We start from the raw sequence: 15,205 nt of genomic DNA on the forward strand, positions 1-15,205 counted from the left end.
ATATTTGGTATGTGCAACGCTTAATTAGTTGATGCCAATGGAGCCGGCCGCGGCGCCCGGAAACCCCGTCCCTGCACGCCTAAAGAGCGCGCGTCCGAAGAGCTGTTTTCAGCGTTCGTAGATTCCGGTCAGCGTGGCCGTGCCGAGCAGGTGCTTCGCGAGTTCGGAGCCCAGGCTGGCCGGACGGGCACCCGCGCGGGTGTCCAGCTCCTCGACATCAAGCGCGTAGACAGTGACGACATAGCGGTGCCGGCCGTGACCCGGCGGAGGTGCGGCCCCCACGTACCCCCGGAAGCCGGCGTCGTTCTTCAACTGGACCGCGCTTGCCGGGAGCTCCGCGCCGGACTCGGCTCCTGCGCCCTCGGCCAACGAGGTGACGTCCGCCGGGACGTTAGTTACCGCCCAGTGCCAGAACCCTCCGGCGCCCGGGGCATCGGGATCGAAAACCGTGACGGCAAAGCTCCGGGTCCCCGCCGGGGCGCCGCTCCAGCTCAGCTGCGGGGAAGCGTCGTCACCGCCGGCATGGAGCTTGCCGCTGCGCTGCGGGGGCTGCAGGGTCTCGCCGTCCTGGAAGGACCGGCTGGTGAGCTCGAACGACGGAACGTCCGGCAGGTCTGCAAAAGGACCGGAGGGTGTCATGGCTGCCTTTCAGATGGTGGGGACTTCTGCTTCCTTTGCTGCTTCTTCTGCCGCTTCTTCGATGCGGTTGAGTTCGGCCCTGGTGGGCGGGTTGGCGCCGGCGCGGGACACCGTGACGGCGGCCGCGCGGGTGGCGTGCGCGAGGAGCGCGGCGAGGCCCTCGGCGGGCAGCGCGCGCAGGGCCCTGCGGTTCTGGGCTCCGTCAAGGCCGCGGTCCACGACGCCGGACAGCAGCGCCGCCATGAAGGAATCCCCGGCCCCGACCGTGTCCGCCACCTCCACTTTCGGCGCGGCGAACTCGGCCTCTCCGGCCGCCGTGACGCCCCAGGGACCCTCGGCTCCGCGCGTGACCACCACCATCGCCGGCCCTTGCGACCCTCCCAGCGACAGCCAGCGGCGCGCGGAATCGAGGACATCGACGCCCGGATACAGCCACGCAAGGTCCTCGTCGGAGGCCTTGACGATGTCCGAAAGGGTCACGAACTTCTCCGCCTGTTTGCGGGCATAGTCCACGTCGCTGATGATGCTGGGCCGGCAGTTCGGGTCAAAGCTGATGGTCGCCGACGGGTGGGAATGTTCGACGGCGGCCAGCACGTCGGCAGCGCCGGGCGCCAGCATCGTGGCGATGGAACCGGTATGCAGCAGCGTGGTGCCCTGCATCATGAACGGCAGGCGGTCAACAAGGCCGGGAAGAACCCAGGCGAGGTCGAAGGTGTAGGTGGCGGCGCCGTCGTCGTCCACCAGGGCGGTGGCCACGCTGGTGGGCAGCCCGTCAGGGGCCTGCGGCAGCATGACCGAACTGGCCCTCAGGTGCGCGGCCACTGAGTCTCCGTAGGCGTCGCGTCCGTAGCGGCCGATGAACTGGACGGGATGGCCCAGCCGGGCCAGCCCCACGGCGACGTTGAGCGGGCTGCCGCCCACATGGGCTTCGATTCCGGAGGAGCGCTGGACCACGTCAACGAGGCCCTCGCCGATAACTGTGAGCATGGTCATACTCTGCCAGAGAACGCGTCCCGGCGCTCCCGCCCTGCGGAGAACCGGCCGGAGAACAGTTGGAGCAGCGTGCGCTCAGGCACGCTGCTCCATGGCGGTTCGGAGGCGGCTAGGACTTCGTCTTGCCCGGCAATGCGAGCTTGAAGACCTTGGCCCATGAGGAGCCCACCTGCTTGAGCAGCGGCCCCGTAGTGTACGGGAGACCGTAGCGCTTGCAGATCTCCTGGACCTTCGGCGCCACTTCGGCGTACCGGTTGGAGGGAAGGTCGGGGAAGAGGTGGTGCTCGATCTGGTGTGAAAGGTTCCCGGTCATGATGTGCATGAACTTGGAGCCGGAGATGTTGGCCGAGCCAATCATCTGGCGGACGTACCAGTCACCGCGGGTCTCGCCTTCGACCATGTCCTCGGTGAAGGTGTCCGCCCCCTCGGGGAAGTGCCCGCAGAAGATCACGGCGTGCGCCCAGACATTGCGCACGGCGTTGGCGGTCAGGGTTCCATAGAGCGCCTGCTTGCCGGAACCGGTCAGCATGGCCACGGCAGGAGTGGCGGCGTAGTCCTTGGTGAACTGCGTAACCACCTTCTTACCCAGCGCCTTGAGGTCCTTCTGCAGGGCTTCCTTGGACTTCTTTCCCTCCTTGTACTCCGCCAGTTCGAGGTCGTAGATGGCGATTCCCCATTCAAAAATGGGTGCCAGGATCGCGTTGTACAGCGGGTTGCCGAGGTTGTGCGGCTTCCAGGGCTGTTCCTCGTCCATGCGGAGGAGGTTGTATCCGACATCGTTGTCCTTGCCCACCACGTTGGTCCAGCGGTGGTGGAGGTCGTTGTGGGTGTGCTGCCACGCCCGGGCCGGGGTAACGAAGTCCCATTCCCAAGTGGTGGAGTGGATGTCCGGGTCACGCATCCAGTCCCACTGGCCGTGCAGGATGTTGTGGCCGATCTCCATGTTTTCGAGGATCTTGGCGGCGCTCAGCAGGGCGGTTCCGGTGACCCAGGCGGCCTTGTTGCGGCCCATCAGGAGCGCGGCGCGGCCGGAGATCTCCAGTCCGCGCTGGATCTTGATGACGCGCCGGATATACGCGGCGTCGGAGGCGCCGCGCTTGGCGAGGATCTCGTCCTTGATGGCGTCCAGCTCGCGGCCGAGTTCGGCCACCTGCTCGTCGGTCAGGTGCGCGGCGGCCGGCGGGCGAACCAGCGGGCTCCCCGATTTAGCCAGGGCGCCCGGACGGGGTTTAGCCGCCGGTCCGCTGATCGACGTCGATTCCACGGCTGTGCGGTCAGATATTGCTGTCATGCTGTGTTGCTCCTCAGATGTCGAGGTTAACGGGCCCGGCGGCTGCCGAGACACACGTCTGGATTAGTTGGCCCGGCTCGCCGTGGACCTCACCGGTGCGCAGGTCACGGACGTGACCGGCGCGCAGCGGCGTCAGGCAGCTGTGGCAGATGCCCATGCGGCAGCCGCTGGGCATCAGGACTCCCGCGTCCTCGCCCACATCGAGCAGCGGGGTGTTTCCGTCCGCCTCAACCTCGCGGTCCGAGGCCTCAAAGGTGACCAGTCCGCCGTCGTGCCCTTCCCCGCCCACGAGGCTGGTGTTGAAGCGCTCGATGATCAGGTTGATGGGGTCGGCAGCGAAGGGGCCCGCCTTCTTGTGGGCAGCGGCCTCCGCGGACCACAGCGCCTCGGCCTCGTCCAGAAAGCCCTCCGGGCCGCAGGCGTAGGCGGCGCGCTGCCGCCAGTCCGGGCAGAGCTCATTCAGCAGGGTGGCCGAGCTGAAGTCCAGGCGGCCCCGTTCGCCCGTGTACCAGTGGGTGACCCGGAAGTTGGGAAACTGGTCCGCGAGCTCGGACAGTTCCTCGTGGAAGATGCTGTCCTGCGGCGTACGGGCTGAGTGGATCAGCACGACGTCGGCATCGGGGCGGTGCGGCACCAGCGTGCGGATCATCGACATGACGGGGGTGATGCCGCTCCCCGCGGTGAGCATGAGCAGCGGCCGCGGATGCTCCGGCAGGACAAAGTCGCCCTGGGGCGGAGCCAGGAACAGCACGTCGCCGGGCTTGGTGTTCCGGACGAGGACACCGGAGACAGCACCCATGTCGCTGACGGTGATGGCAGGGTCCTGCCCTGCCGGCGCGCTCAGCGAATACGACCGCCAATGTCGCACGCCATCGAGTTCCACCCCGATCCGCGCCCACTGCCCGGCCTTGTGGGCCTTCCAGCCGCGGCCAGGATGGAAGTGGATGGTGGCGGAGTCCGCCGTTTCGGGCACCACTTTTGTGACCACGCCGCGAAGCTGACGGGCCGAAAAAACGGGGTTAAAAAGCGCGAGAATGTCCTCCGGCGCCAACGGGGTGGTCAAGACCGTCGCGGCGCGCGCCAATTTACGGAGCCGAATCATGTTGTCCACCACCTGTTGGATTCACCCATATGTATCTCCTAGTGAAACCGGTGATCGTAATATACAAAACTACCCCAACCCCCAGCTACTAGCGTCCCGCATGCCGGTGGCCGGAGCAACCGGAGCGGTGTGGCAGTGGGGTCTGACAAGGGTTTTCCTCCATGGCGGGCGCCTGTGCGTGCGTCGTTGGCTATGAATGGTAAGTATACTTACCTCCCGATGATTACGGGACCTTGGCAGCACATTGGTCAGGGAGGGTGCGCCGCTGCGCGGCCGTGCCGGCAGCGGATTTACTCTCGACCCCATGACTTTGCAACGAACGGACGTCGATGGAGTTCCCGTGGCCTGGGTGGCTAGCTGGCCGGGTCGTACCCGAACTCGCGGAGCTCCTGCGGGCAACGGCAGGCCGCCGCGATCTTCCTCGCCCACTCGACCGCGTCCTCGCGCTTCGGCAACTCCAGCACGGTGAACCCACCCGTGAGTTCGGAGCCCGGATAGATCTCGGGACTCACCGACCCATCGGCGGAGACCAGCACGGGAGCGACTTCCTCCTCGATCCCACCGCCGAATACGTAGACGCCGGCAGCCTTCGCCTCCTCGATCACAGCGTGGGATTCGGCGAAGACTATCGGGAACTCCTCGTCGGTGAGCACCATGGCTTCGCTCGGGAAGGAGATGAGGTATTTGGTCATGTCTCGATGGTGCCTGCGGGCGGGCCGGACAGCAACGGTTTGTGGATAGTTGAAGGCAACCATTCGCGCCCCTGCCCGTCCCCTAGGAACCCAGCAACTCCTGCACGAGCTCGCGGCATTTCCGGTAGGACGAGGCCTTCGGGTCAATCAGCGCGAAGTGGTCGCCCGGAACCTTGACCACCTGGACCGGCGCCCCGGCGGCGCGGGCCGCTGCGGCGTACGCTTCCGACTGGCTCATGGGAACGGTGCGGTCCTCGAGTCCGTGCACAGCATAGATCGGCACGTCCAGCGGAACCGCACTCATGGGGTCGGCATACTTGTGGCGCTTGGGGTATTTCCCGGACGAACCGCCCATGAGGTTGCTGACCGCCCCGTTGCTGAGGTCAAGCCAGTCCGCCTGGGCGAGGTTGAGCAGCCCGGACTGGCTGACCACGCCTGTCAGGTGCACCGCCTCGCCGTTGAGGTTCCTTTCCACCTGCCGGTCAGCATCCGGGGTTCCCAGCCCGGCCAGCCGGTCCCGTCCTGCCGCCCAGACGGCAAGGTGGCCGCCGGCGGAGTGGCCCAGCGCCACCACCTTGGCAAGGTCAAGCCCGTGCTCTTCAGCGACTCCGCGGAGCCTGTCGATCCCGGCCAGCACGTCCTCGAAGGTGTGCGGCCAGCCGCCGCCGTTGCCTGCCCGCCGGTATTCCAGGTTCCAGGCCGCCATCCCGTGGGCTGCGAGGTCCTTCGCCAGCGGTTCGCCCAGCTCGGCCCCGTACTGCGAGCGCCAGTATCCGCCGTGGATGACCACCACGATGCCTCGGGTCGCCGGCCGCTTGCCGTTCCGTGATGAGGATGCTGGCGGCGTTTCCGGCAGGAAGAGCTCGCCCCATTGGCTGGGGTGGTCGCCGTACTGGTACTTCTGCCGCTTCACTGCATCCTCCTTGGGTCCGGGTGGGCAGGAGGCAACAAGTGCCCCCGGCGTCACCACTGCCGTAGCACCCAGCAGTCCAGAGAACGGCAGGGTCCGACGGCGCACATCAGCCATGTCCCGAGCCTACAGGGACGCGGCTCCCCCCGGGCGGAAGAGAGTGGCCGAGGTGGCGCGGCCGGTGTCACACAGGCGGCTGTCGCACGCCCTTGATAGTTTTGGAATCATGGCAAGCAACTGGGATCGCCTGGACGTCAGTCAGCGCGACTCCGTGCAGGAAAACGTGGAACTGTATGAGCGCGTCCGGCCTGCCCTGAAGCTTGTCACCCGCGACGTCCTGCAGATGCTGCGGACCATGCTCAAGGACACCGAGGTCACGCCGCTGTTCGTGACCGGCCGCACCAAAACCGTGGACTCCTTCCGGGAGAAAATCTCCCGCACCGAGGAGCCCCTGGAACCCGGCGGCCCGCGCGTCCTGAAGTTCCCCGACCCGTTCCGCACCCTCAATGACATGGTGGGTGTCCGCGTCATCACCAAGCTTCCTGCGGAAAATGCGGTGGTGGCCAACCTCATTAAGCGGCAGCGGCAGCTGTTCGACTGCCGCGGAGACCGCGAGAAGGACATCGGCTCCATCGAGTCCGGGACGTACGGCTACTCCAGCCGCCACCTGATTCTGCGGACCATCCAGAATGAGGCCGTCAAGGAGTACCAGAAGGCCTTCAACCCCGAAGCCCAGCCCAATGGCAGCTACTTCTTCGAATGCCAGATCCGCACAGTGTTCGCGCATGCATGGAGCGAGATTGAACACGACATCCGCTTCAAGGCGGAGGATCCACGGGCCTGGACCCCGCATTTCGACCGTCAGTTCACCGCCACGGCCGCCATGCTGGAGACGGTGGAGAGCGCCTTCGCGGACCTGCACGAACGCTACGAGGAGGTCCGCGGCTACTGGGACATGGACGGTGAAGGCGCCGCCCCGCTCACACCCAACCGCATCCGCGACGTCTGGCGGACGCTGCTGCCGCACGTGGACCGCAAAGTGGATGACGACTGGGGGTGGGCAGCCGAACTCATGGCAGCCCACGGCCTGAACCAGACCGTCCAGCTCGCCGGGCTTCTCAGCGCCAACAGGATCACCGAGGTCCGCAAGGCCCTGGACCACCGCTACTCCCCCGGCCCGGACCGGCTGCTGGATGACCTCCTCCTCTGGCAGTACGGGACGAAGCACATCGACCTCACCGCCGAGGAGCCTGACGCCGTTCCGCACCCGCGGCGCGACAGCCTCCTGCGGAGGCTGAAACAGATCGAGCGGTACCGCCAGACCAAGAAGTAGGCATCGGCAGGGCTGGTTTTGCCCTGCCAGCACGAACAGCCAGCGCCCGGCGCCGCGACACACCTCCGTTACCTTAATGTGACTTTTGGAAAAGGCTCCCGTACCGTGGAAGACGTGCCTTCCTCACCGGGGAAGGCACTCCCGCGCTGATTGCCTAACTCTGCCGCCGCCCGGGATCCGTTCACAGACCATGCACGGCAGAGACGGGGAAACCAATTTTGGCCCGCACGAACGGGCCTTGGGGTGAAGCCGCGCAGTTCCTGAACTTGTCAGGGCTCCTGAATTTGTCAGGGCGCGCGGCCGGGTGTCTCCCATCCGAATCCGACAGCTCACCTCGCAGGCATCGGGAGAGGCTCCTTCATGTCGTCACGCTTTACCCGTGCCCGCCGCGCAGCGGCCGGCCGTTCGAATCCGTTCGTATCCGCATCGCGTGCTGTTACGGCTAATGCCGGAGGACTGGGACGCCAGGCCGCCGTAATCCTCGCGGCATCGGGACTCGCCTTCACCGGCAGCATGGCAGCGAACGCCGCCAACGCGCCGGCCCAGAAGGACGCCGCCCCCGCGTCAGCGCCCACGGCCGCCAGCCAGGTCCAGGCACCCCTGAGCGCCAGCTCCAGCGTCAAGATCGCTTTCGAGCGCCCCGCGGTGAAGTCCACTCCTGCCCCCGTGGTGCAGGCGCCCGCCGTCGCCGAAAAGCAGGCTGCCCCGGCAGCCCCCCGGGCCGCTGCCGCTCCCGCCGCTCCCGTTGCCGCCTCGAAGGTTTCTGCACCGAAGGTCACCGTCAAGTCCGCACCGGCGCCCGCGAAGGCTCCCGCTGCCGCCGCCGGCGGCATCAATGCCTCGATGGTATCGGCGGCCTACGCCCAGCTGGGCATCACCCAGGACTGCACCGCGATGGTGGAAAAGGCACTCGGCGCCTCCGGCATCCGGGTGGGCGACCTTGCTCCGATGCAGTTCATGAACCACGGCAAAGTCGTGTCCACTCCCCAGCCCGGTGACATGGTGGTCCAGTCCGGCCACGTGGGAATCTTCGTGGGCAACGGCAAGGTGCTCAGCGGCGGCATGAACGGGGTCAACGAGACTGTGGTTCACCCGCTGTCCTGGCTGACCGCCACCGGCCCCGTCACCTTCGTGCGCGCCGGAGCCTGACAACGCCAAAGCCTGCTAACGCCGAAGCCGGTGTTCCGCTGCCTTGGGGGCAGCGGGGCACCGGCTTCTTCTGCTAGCCGAGAACTGCCCGGTTCCGTCCGAGGGATTTGGCCTCATAGAGCGCGGCGTCAGCGGCTGCTATCGGTCCGTCCAGGCTGAGCACCCCCGCGTCCACCGCAGCGATGCCGTAGCTGACGGTGGGCATTTTCGGCACGTCGGGAACCGACCCCTCGGCGAGCCGCCGGCTGATTTCCTTGACGATGATCTTCGCGGAGTAGGGGCTCGCGCCCGGGGCAAACACGATGAACTCCTCGCCGCCGTACCTCCCCACGAGGTCCGTGGAGCGGACCGTTGCACGGCAGGCCTCGGCGAAGGCCTGAAGCGCCAGGTCGCCGGCAGCGTGGCCATGGGTGTCATTGATGGCCTTGAAGTGGTCCAGGTCCGCGAGGATCAGCGCTCCCCCGCTCTTGTTGCCCCGGCCGCGGCGGAGCTGTTCGGACGCCATATCCAAGAATGCCGATCGGTTGAGCAAGCCCGTGAGCCCGTCCTGGCTGGCGACAGTTGTCAGCGCCCGCGTGTGCTGCTCGGTGCTGAGCCCGGCCATGCTGAAGGAGACCACCGCGAGGAGCACCATGGTAACCAGGGTGGTCACGGCGGAACCGAAGTAGGTCACGAACGTTGGGCTGTCGGGGCCTGCAGCGATAAAGACGATCAGCCGGCCCAGATAGAACACTGAAACACCGGCGGCAGCGATCGCCATGGGAATGCGGACCCGTGTGTACCCGGGTTCCAAACGCCACAGCTCGCGTGAGGTGAGGGCAATCATCAGTGACATCGACGCGAGAAAAACGGCGCCCCCGGACCAGACGTTCGAGCCGGGATTGTCGAGGGCAGAAGCCACGCCAGCCACGACGGGAAGGGCGCTGAAAAGCCAGAAGTTGTGTTTCGGCGTCCGCAGCGAACGCGCACCGGCCCAGGCGCTCCCGGCCCCGGCAACCAGCAGGACATTTCCCAACGTATTGGCCCACCACTGGTGCGGCGTGCCGTTGAGGAGAAAACATGCGGAACCGCAAAGAAACAGCAGCAGGGCGGCGCACCACCAGGCACTGTACGGGGAGCGCGTGCTGCGGAAGGCGGAGAAGTAAAAGAGGAGACCGAGCGCGAACGCCATCACAGCGAACGCAATCCGCAATGTTGCCGTGTCCAGCACCATTCCCCACCACCCCGAATCCCCACCCGTTGTGCTGACCAGTATCGCACCGGCCGGTGGTTCACCAGGCAGGGCGCGTGGGAATGTTTCCGCGCACATGGCAGCCATCGATACTGAACTCCATGAGCCCGGGCCGCCCTAAGCTGCCATTCGACGCTTTGCTGGTCCGTCCCACTCTCGTGGCAATAGGCCGGTCCGCCGGACATCACTTGGTCTGGACTCTCTTCCTGTCACCACTGCACCAGACAGAATGGATGCCCTGCCGGGTCCAAATAGACGCGAAACGCATCAGTGCCCCGATTGAGGGACGTCGCTCCAATCGCAAGTACCTGCCGCTCTGCCTCGTCGAGGTCCTTCACCCGCACATCGAGGTGTGCCTGCTGTGGTACCTCCTGCCCCGGCCACTGCGGTGGCCGGTAGTCCTCCACTTGTTGGAACGCCAGCGCAGGTCGATCCTCGGCATCACCGATCGTGATCCAGCCGGAATCATCCTGAACGCGGATCATGCCCAGTAATTGCTGGTAAAAGGTAGCAAGCGGATCCGGATCCGCGCAGTCGAGGACAGTGGCATGCCAGGAACCAATCATGGCCACAATTATGGTGCTGTTGCGTTCACCTGCGCCACGGCCAGGAGGAAATGATCTCGACTCCCTGGGAGGCGGAACCTCTCAAAGGGTGGCCATTCCTCCCGACCGGCGAAGGACTTCTTAGGCGTAGGTCAGGCTTACCAGCAGCGCCTTGAGTTGGGCGTATTCGTCGGTTGCCATCCAGGCTCTGGCTGCGCCCCTGTTGGGGAACCCGGGGTCGTTGAAAAGAACGCGCGTGCTCAGGCCGCCGTTGCCTGTTGGCACGAGGTTGCACCATGATGAGACGCCGTCGCCTTGCTCCAGGGACCGGGGATCGCTCAACCCCATGAAGTAGGCCTCGCCACCGCCATCACCATAGGATTCCACGACGAACCCGAAAACCGGCTCCGTGCCGTCAGGTGCAGTCATTCCCGGAACCACCGCTTGATCGAACACTCGACGCGACACGGGACCGCCAACACAACCGGCGGTGGCGCCATTGCCCAAGGAGAGCAGATCGTTGCCGGCACCGTCGGCGACGATCACTTCAACACCGGGGACGCCGGCAGGTGGGAGAACGGTTCGCACCGTCCACGTCGCCGGGTAGGCGAAGGAGATGTGTCCATCAGGGAATGTAAAGGTCTTCAGCGCCGGAGCCGCCGGCTTCGCCGCTGAGGCGGACAGCACTGACGCCGGGACCGCACTGGCGGAGCGTACCACCGCTCCTGCCGTGGAAGCTGGCGCGAAGGCTGGCATTGCCGTGGATTCGGTCGTGTCACTGATGGCCACGTTCGGGGAGCCGGCGGCAGGATCAGTCCCTGCCTGTGACCCACATCCGGCAAGTACGAGGCTGACGGCAAAGCCCACCACTGTGACGGTCGTGAAGTGTCCCGCGCGGTTGGAATTCATTTCTATCTCCCCCAATGTCTTATTTGACGGCGGGCTGAACATCCCGCTCGATAGCTAAGTTTCCGGGGCACGTGCAGGAGTTACAGTCAGAGCACGGAATTTTCATTCCTGCCTATGCCGAAGCCAGCTCCAGCCTGCTGGACATGTTTGCGATGTCGTCCCTGGCTTGCTGTGGGCGGTTAAAGCAGCATCAGAGCCGGGTTGCCTTCATTGCCCATGTTTGTGAAACTGGTTTTCTCTGTTCCCCAGTGTTAGGGCGATGTTTTGACGGGCATTTCAGGTTTCGCGCAGCTGACCGCGCGCTGACAATATCCTGATGCCCGCATGGGCCGGAAGTTGCAGCGCATCCGCTGAAACCACCGGAGCCCGATGTCCTTTCATGGGACCTTCTGCCCTGCAGTAGAACTTGCCGACGCCAACCCAGCCCCTTTAACAGGTGCCTGGCGTTGCCCCTGCCCTGTAGCTTCCTGGCACCCGGCCGATGCACGGTCCTGCCCGATTACGCCGCCCACAAGAAGTGGCCACCGCGTGTGCTGCCTACCCCGCTGCCTGCATTGCACCTTGCGCGTAGTTTGGCGTCCGCCCTAGCGAAAGGCCGGACAACCCTTTCCAGACCGTTCTTTGTCGGCCTGTCCTTTGGCTGACAGGCCACCTTCACCTTTGGAGCAACATTATGTTTGCAGCAAGAAATCCATCCATTACATTGACCGACCTTGGTCTCCAATGGCCGGACGGGACTACCGCCCTGTCCGGCATTTCCGGGAACTTTGGGCTTGGCCGCACAGGTCTGGTGGGAGCCAACGGCGCCGGTAAATCCACGCTGCTGCGCTTGATCGCCGGCATAATCACGCCGACGACAGGCCGGATCAGCACGAACGGAGATGTAGGCTATCTCCCTCAAACTTTGACATTACGTCGCGGTGCCACGCTTGCTGACCTGCTTGGAATTGGAGCCAAGGTTCAGGCCTTGCGTGCCATTGAGGCCGGCGATGCCGCAGTCGAACACTTCGACGTTTTGGGCGATGACTGGGACATCGAAACCCGGGCGGATGAAGCTCTTCATGAGATCGGCTTCTCAGGTGCCGACCTGGACCGGCAGGTAGGAGAGATCTCCGGCGGCGAGGCAATACTGATCGCCATCACCGGACTTCGAGTCCGCCGGACGCCCATCACTCTTTTGGACGAGCCGACTAACAATCTGGACCGGGAAGCCCGGGCCAAACTCAGGGATCGCCTGAGCTCGTGGCCAGGAACACTGGTGGTCGTCAGTCATGACCTCGCCTTGCTGGAACTGATGGACAACACGGCGGAATTGCACGGGGGTGAACTCACTGTTTTCGGCGGCCCATACAGCGAATGGCGCTCATATCTGGATGACCAGCAGGCAGCGGCAATTCAGGCTGCCCGTGCCGCCGAGCAGACGATGAAAGTGGAAAAACGCCAACGGCAGGAGGCCGAATCGAAACTGGCAAAGCGCGCGAAAACCGGCCAGGCGAGTTATGACAACAAAAAGGGCGCGAAGATTTTGATGAACCAGCGCGCATCTGATGCTCAGGTTTCCGCAGGCAAGTTGCGTTCGGGAATGGACAACAAGGTCAACGCGGCAAAAGCGGCGCTGGACGCAGCGTCTTCCAGGATCCGCGAGGAAGAACGCATCGCCCTGAACCTCCCCGATCCCGATGTTCCACGCAGCAGGCGCATCGCGGAACTGAAGGGAACCAACCGCTCATACATCCTTCAAGGCCCTGAGCGGGTCGCCATCCTTGGGGCCAATGGTGTGGGCAAAACTACCCTGCTCGAGAACCTCGTGAAGGGCACCTCCGGAGAGGACGGCGATACAGCGGGCGGGACTCTCCTGACGGACCGCGCAGGCTACCTGCGGCAGCGGCTGGACGGCTTGGACGAAAACGCCACCATGCTCGAGAACGTACAGGAAGCCGCCCCCACCGTGCCCGTCGGAGATATCCGTAACCGACTGGCTCGATTCCTGCTCCGCGGAGATGCCGTCAACCGTCCCGTACACACGCTCTCCGGCGGGGAGCGCTTCCGTGTGTCCCTGGCGCGGCTCCTCTTCTCCGACCCACCAGCGCAGGTCCTCATTCTGGATGAACCCACCAACAACCTGGATATCCAAAGCGTGGATCAACTCATAGAGGCCCTGACTACCTACCGTGGTGCGGTCATCCTCGTCAGCCATGACGACGCATTCCTCAGCCGACTCGCCCTAGACCTCGTACTGAGCCTCGGGCACGACGGCTCCCTCACTCAACTGCACACCCCGGGCAGGTCGCCGGCTTAAGCCGCGCGAGTCAGGGCCTCACATCCCTTTCAGCGAAATTCCCCCGTCGGATCATGGAACCGATCGGGGTGACCGGACACTATGGGGTATGGGCGAAGAATCGGGTGTCTCGGACGAGGTGTTGTGGTCCCAGGTTGTCAACGGTGACGGTGACGCCTTCGGCGTGCTTTTCGATCGCCATCATGAGCGGGTGTGGCGTCATGCTCTGAAAGTGCTGAGCGTGCCTCACGTGGCTGAGGACGTCACCGCCGTGGTTTTCTATGAGGCGTGGCGTCGACGGGCCGATGTCCGAGTGGTGAACGACTCGATACTGCCCTGGCTGTTGGTCACGGCAAACAACACCCTCCGAAACCACGTCCGCCAGCAACGCCGCTACAGACACTTCCTCAACCAGCTCCCGCCGCCACAGGATGCTGCCGATATTGCCGACGGCATTGTCGAAGCTGACGAATCCAGGATCAAGTCCTCTGCCCTTCGGGAAGCTTTCGCGAAACTAAGACCACCAGAGCGCGACGTGCTGACCTTGTGTGTCATCGGGGGCCTGGGTGCCAAAGAGGCAGGTGCCGCCCTTGGCATCGCGGACGGAACGGTGAAATCCCGCCTGAACAGGGCGAAATCCCGGCTCGGGGCCTTGTACGGCCAAGTAGTGCATGAACAAGAGCCTGAAGCTCAGGAGATTCTTGGACGGAGAACATCATGAGCACCTCCCAGTTCCAGGCCGACAGGCGTGAAGCGCTGCGCAGGCAGCTCGTCGAGCTGCCCACACTCGCCGGCGCCGAGGACCCCACCCGATACAGGCCCGGGAAAGTAACCCAGCACGACAGCTCACGCAGCCGCCAGAACGAGAAGTCCCTGGTCCCGCTGAAGCCCGCCGCGCCGGCCCGGCCTCACCCAACCCGGCGGGTCCTGCTCACAGCGGCGGCGGCAACAGTCGGGGCGCTGGTTGTAGGGCAAATCAGCATTACGGCACAAAGTGCCCACGCAGCAGGGGTCCTGCGGGCAGTGGCGGATCAGTCGATGACCTTCGTCGATCCCGTGCCGAAGCCTGGCGAATACCTGCTGGTCCGCACGCACGCCAACTGGGGTGTTTCCGGGGTGGATGAAGCGGGAAACATGACACACCGCATGAACGTGCAGACCATCGACGTTTTCGTTCCGGGCAACCCCGACGAGGACTGGGTGCTCAGGCGAGACTGGGGCGACGCCGCCCCGGTGCCCATGGGAATAGAGGTCATCCGCGCCAAGGACGGATATTTTTATGGGGGACCGTGGACCCTGATGACTGAGAAGGAGCTGGACGCTCTGCCGCGTGACGGGCAGGCGCTGTACAACCACTTCAACTCCCAATACCAGGGAGGTTCAGCCTCTCGGGATGAGAACAACTTCGTGCGGATCACCGACATCCTAAGAATCGGACTCATTCCTGCCGACCTCCGCGCAGGCCTGTACAAGGCACTGGCCCTGATCCCCGGGGTCACTGCCAGCGAACAAGCCAACTTCGATGGCAAGGTCGGCATAGCGATCGGGCGGACAGAACCCCTGCGCGCCGGCCAAAGGGCCGAAATGATCATCGACCCCGATACCGGGCTGGTCATCGGCGAACGAACCATCATGACCTACGCAGCCTTCGGCTTCGGCTCCAATGAAGTCGTCGGACACACCGCCATCGACTACCGAATCGTCGACTCCGCCCCCAAATGAGGGTCCGCCAGACATGAAAGACGGAGCCACACAGCAGGCGATGATCGGCCCGACGGACCGGCATCTGGCTGAACGAGTTCCGGGGGGTCGGAGCCGCTGAGTGGGCAGCCAGTTGTGCGATTGTGGACTGAGTGCCCCGCGACGCCGGACCAGCTACCTCCGGGCGCGGCCACGGCGGAGCAGGCGTTACCCTCTCCTGGGGCACTGCTGAGCGGGTCCTCGACCTCCTACAGGAACTGAACTGAGCTCGGGCGAGCAGCAGCGAGATGCACTTCCCGAGTGCACAAACCGTCATTTCAAGATCGCGGGAAACGGGTGGACTCGATCGCGATCGCCTCCACCGAGCCATTCTCGGGCGGGACGAAAACCCTCACCAAACCAGCATCGACTCGGGTAGGGGAAGATCAGGCC

Annotated in this window: 14 protein-coding genes and 1 riboswitch; of the genes, 5 read left to right on the forward strand and 9 right to left on the reverse strand. The window is 64.7% G+C overall.

Going from position 1 to position 15,205, the window contains the following annotated elements; genetic code table 11:
• Positions 1–108: 108 nt before the first annotated feature.
• From AC5RUM_RS03065 to AC5RUM_RS03090, 6 genes are all read right to left on the reverse strand, one after another.
• A complete protein-coding gene (locus AC5RUM_RS03065) occupies positions 109–639 on the reverse strand; it encodes a YbhB/YbcL family Raf kinase inhibitor-like protein (RefSeq protein WP_494033544.1) in 531 nt (176 codons plus the stop codon).
• A 9-nt stretch (positions 640–648) separates the two neighbouring features.
• Positions 649–1,626 carry a carbohydrate kinase family protein gene (locus AC5RUM_RS03070; RefSeq protein ID WP_494033545.1) on the reverse strand — a complete coding sequence of 326 codons (978 nt, stop codon included), beginning with the start codon at positions 1,624–1,626 and terminating at the stop codon, positions 649–651.
• A 115-nt stretch (positions 1,627–1,741) separates the two neighbouring features.
• Entirely contained in the window at positions 1,742–2,923 is a 1,182-nt protein-coding gene (locus AC5RUM_RS03075) for a fatty acid desaturase family protein (protein ID WP_494033546.1), read from the reverse strand.
• Between the two features lie 13 nt (positions 2,924–2,936).
• Positions 2,937–4,025 (reverse strand): ferredoxin reductase, encoded by a 1,089-nt coding sequence (locus AC5RUM_RS03080; protein ID WP_494033876.1) that lies wholly within the window; start codon positions 4,023–4,025, stop codon positions 2,937–2,939.
• A 353-nt stretch (positions 4,026–4,378) separates the two neighbouring features.
• On the reverse strand, positions 4,379–4,717 hold the full coding sequence (locus AC5RUM_RS03085) for a YciI family protein (protein WP_494033877.1): 339 nt from the start codon (positions 4,715–4,717) through the stop codon (positions 4,379–4,381).
• An 82-nt stretch (positions 4,718–4,799) separates the two neighbouring features.
• Positions 4,800–5,630, reverse strand: a complete 831-nt coding sequence (locus AC5RUM_RS03090) for an alpha/beta hydrolase (protein WP_494033878.1) — start codon at positions 5,628–5,630, stop codon at positions 4,800–4,802.
• Positions 5,631–5,853: 223 nt separating this feature from the next.
• On the opposite strand from AC5RUM_RS03090, the gene AC5RUM_RS03095 reads away from it, so the two are divergent.
• Positions 5,854–6,960, forward strand: a complete 1,107-nt coding sequence (locus AC5RUM_RS03095; RefSeq protein WP_494033547.1) for a GTP pyrophosphokinase — start codon at positions 5,854–5,856, stop codon at positions 6,958–6,960.
• A 151-nt stretch (positions 6,961–7,111) separates the two neighbouring features.
• Positions 7,112–7,313, forward strand: a riboswitch (cyclic di-AMP (ydaO/yuaA leader).
• A gap of 7 nt (positions 7,314–7,320) precedes the next feature.
• A complete protein-coding gene (locus AC5RUM_RS03100) occupies positions 7,321–8,109 on the forward strand; it encodes an NlpC/P60 family protein (RefSeq protein WP_494033548.1) in 789 nt (262 codons plus the stop codon).
• Between the two features lie 73 nt (positions 8,110–8,182).
• On the opposite strand, the gene AC5RUM_RS03105 is transcribed toward AC5RUM_RS03100, so the two are convergent.
• The 3 genes from AC5RUM_RS03105 to AC5RUM_RS03115 all read right to left on the reverse strand — a co-directional run bounded on the left by AC5RUM_RS03105 (position 8,183) and on the right by AC5RUM_RS03115 (position 10,794).
• Entirely contained in the window at positions 8,183–9,322 is a 1,140-nt protein-coding gene (locus AC5RUM_RS03105; protein ID WP_494033549.1) for a GGDEF domain-containing protein, read from the reverse strand.
• A 227-nt stretch (positions 9,323–9,549) separates the two neighbouring features.
• Positions 9,550–9,906 (reverse strand): VOC family protein, encoded by a 357-nt coding sequence (locus AC5RUM_RS03110; RefSeq protein ID WP_494033550.1) that lies wholly within the window; start codon positions 9,904–9,906, stop codon positions 9,550–9,552.
• Positions 9,907–10,026: 120 nt separating this feature from the next.
• Positions 10,027–10,794 (reverse strand): hypothetical protein, encoded by a 768-nt coding sequence (locus AC5RUM_RS03115; RefSeq protein ID WP_494033551.1) that lies wholly within the window; start codon positions 10,792–10,794, stop codon positions 10,027–10,029.
• Between the two features lie 673 nt (positions 10,795–11,467).
• On the opposite strand from AC5RUM_RS03115, the gene AC5RUM_RS03120 reads away from it, so the two are divergent.
• The 3 genes from AC5RUM_RS03120 (at position 11,468) to AC5RUM_RS03130 (ending at position 14,794) form a co-directional block, all read left to right on the forward strand.
• A complete protein-coding gene (locus AC5RUM_RS03120) occupies positions 11,468–13,093 on the forward strand; it encodes an ABC-F family ATP-binding cassette domain-containing protein (RefSeq protein WP_494033552.1) in 1,626 nt (541 codons plus the stop codon).
• A gap of 88 nt (positions 13,094–13,181) precedes the next feature.
• Positions 13,182–13,793, forward strand: coding sequence for an RNA polymerase sigma factor (locus AC5RUM_RS03125; RefSeq protein WP_494033553.1), 612 nt, complete (start codon positions 13,182–13,184; stop codon positions 13,791–13,793).
• Positions 13,790–14,794: a hypothetical protein gene (locus tag AC5RUM_RS03130; RefSeq protein WP_494033554.1), complete on the forward strand. Its 1,005-nt coding sequence runs from the start codon at positions 13,790–13,792 to the stop codon at positions 14,792–14,794. Before AC5RUM_RS03125 ends, AC5RUM_RS03130 begins: the two co-directional genes overlap by 4 nt.
• The last annotated feature ends 411 nt before the right edge of the window (positions 14,795–15,205 follow it).

It is taken from the genome of Arthrobacter sp. B2060, assembly GCF_059090445.1.

Coding starts and splice junctions, on each gene's coding strand:
- AC5RUM_RS03065 (WP_494033544.1), bottom strand. CDS start 639: ATGACACCCTCCGGTCCTTTTGCAGACCTGCCGGACGTTCCGTCGTTC.
- AC5RUM_RS03070 (WP_494033545.1), bottom strand. CDS start 1,626: ATGCTCACAGTTATCGGCGAGGGCCTCGTTGACGTGGTCCAGCGCTCC.
- AC5RUM_RS03075 (WP_494033546.1), bottom strand. CDS start 2,923: ATGACAGCAATATCTGACCGCACAGCCGTGGAATCGACGTCGATCAGC.
- AC5RUM_RS03080 (WP_494033876.1), bottom strand. CDS start 4,025: ATGATTCGGCTCCGTAAATTGGCGCGCGCCGCGACGGTCTTGACCACC.
- AC5RUM_RS03085 (WP_494033877.1), bottom strand. CDS start 4,717: ATGACCAAATACCTCATCTCCTTCCCGAGCGAAGCCATGGTGCTCACC.
- AC5RUM_RS03095 (WP_494033547.1), top strand. CDS start 5,854: ATGGCAAGCAACTGGGATCGCCTGGACGTCAGTCAGCGCGACTCCGTG.
- AC5RUM_RS03100 (WP_494033548.1), top strand. CDS start 7,321: ATGTCGTCACGCTTTACCCGTGCCCGCCGCGCAGCGGCCGGCCGTTCG.
- AC5RUM_RS03105 (WP_494033549.1), bottom strand. CDS start 9,322: ATGGTGCTGGACACGGCAACATTGCGGATTGCGTTCGCTGTGATGGCG.
- AC5RUM_RS03110 (WP_494033550.1), bottom strand. CDS start 9,906: ATGATTGGTTCCTGGCATGCCACTGTCCTCGACTGCGCGGATCCGGAT.
- AC5RUM_RS03115 (WP_494033551.1), bottom strand. CDS start 10,794: ATGAATTCCAACCGCGCGGGACACTTCACGACCGTCACAGTGGTGGGC.
- AC5RUM_RS03120 (WP_494033552.1), top strand. CDS start 11,468: ATGTTTGCAGCAAGAAATCCATCCATTACATTGACCGACCTTGGTCTC.
- AC5RUM_RS03125 (WP_494033553.1), top strand. CDS start 13,182: ATGGGCGAAGAATCGGGTGTCTCGGACGAGGTGTTGTGGTCCCAGGTT.
- AC5RUM_RS03130 (WP_494033554.1), top strand. CDS start 13,790: ATGAGCACCTCCCAGTTCCAGGCCGACAGGCGTGAAGCGCTGCGCAGG.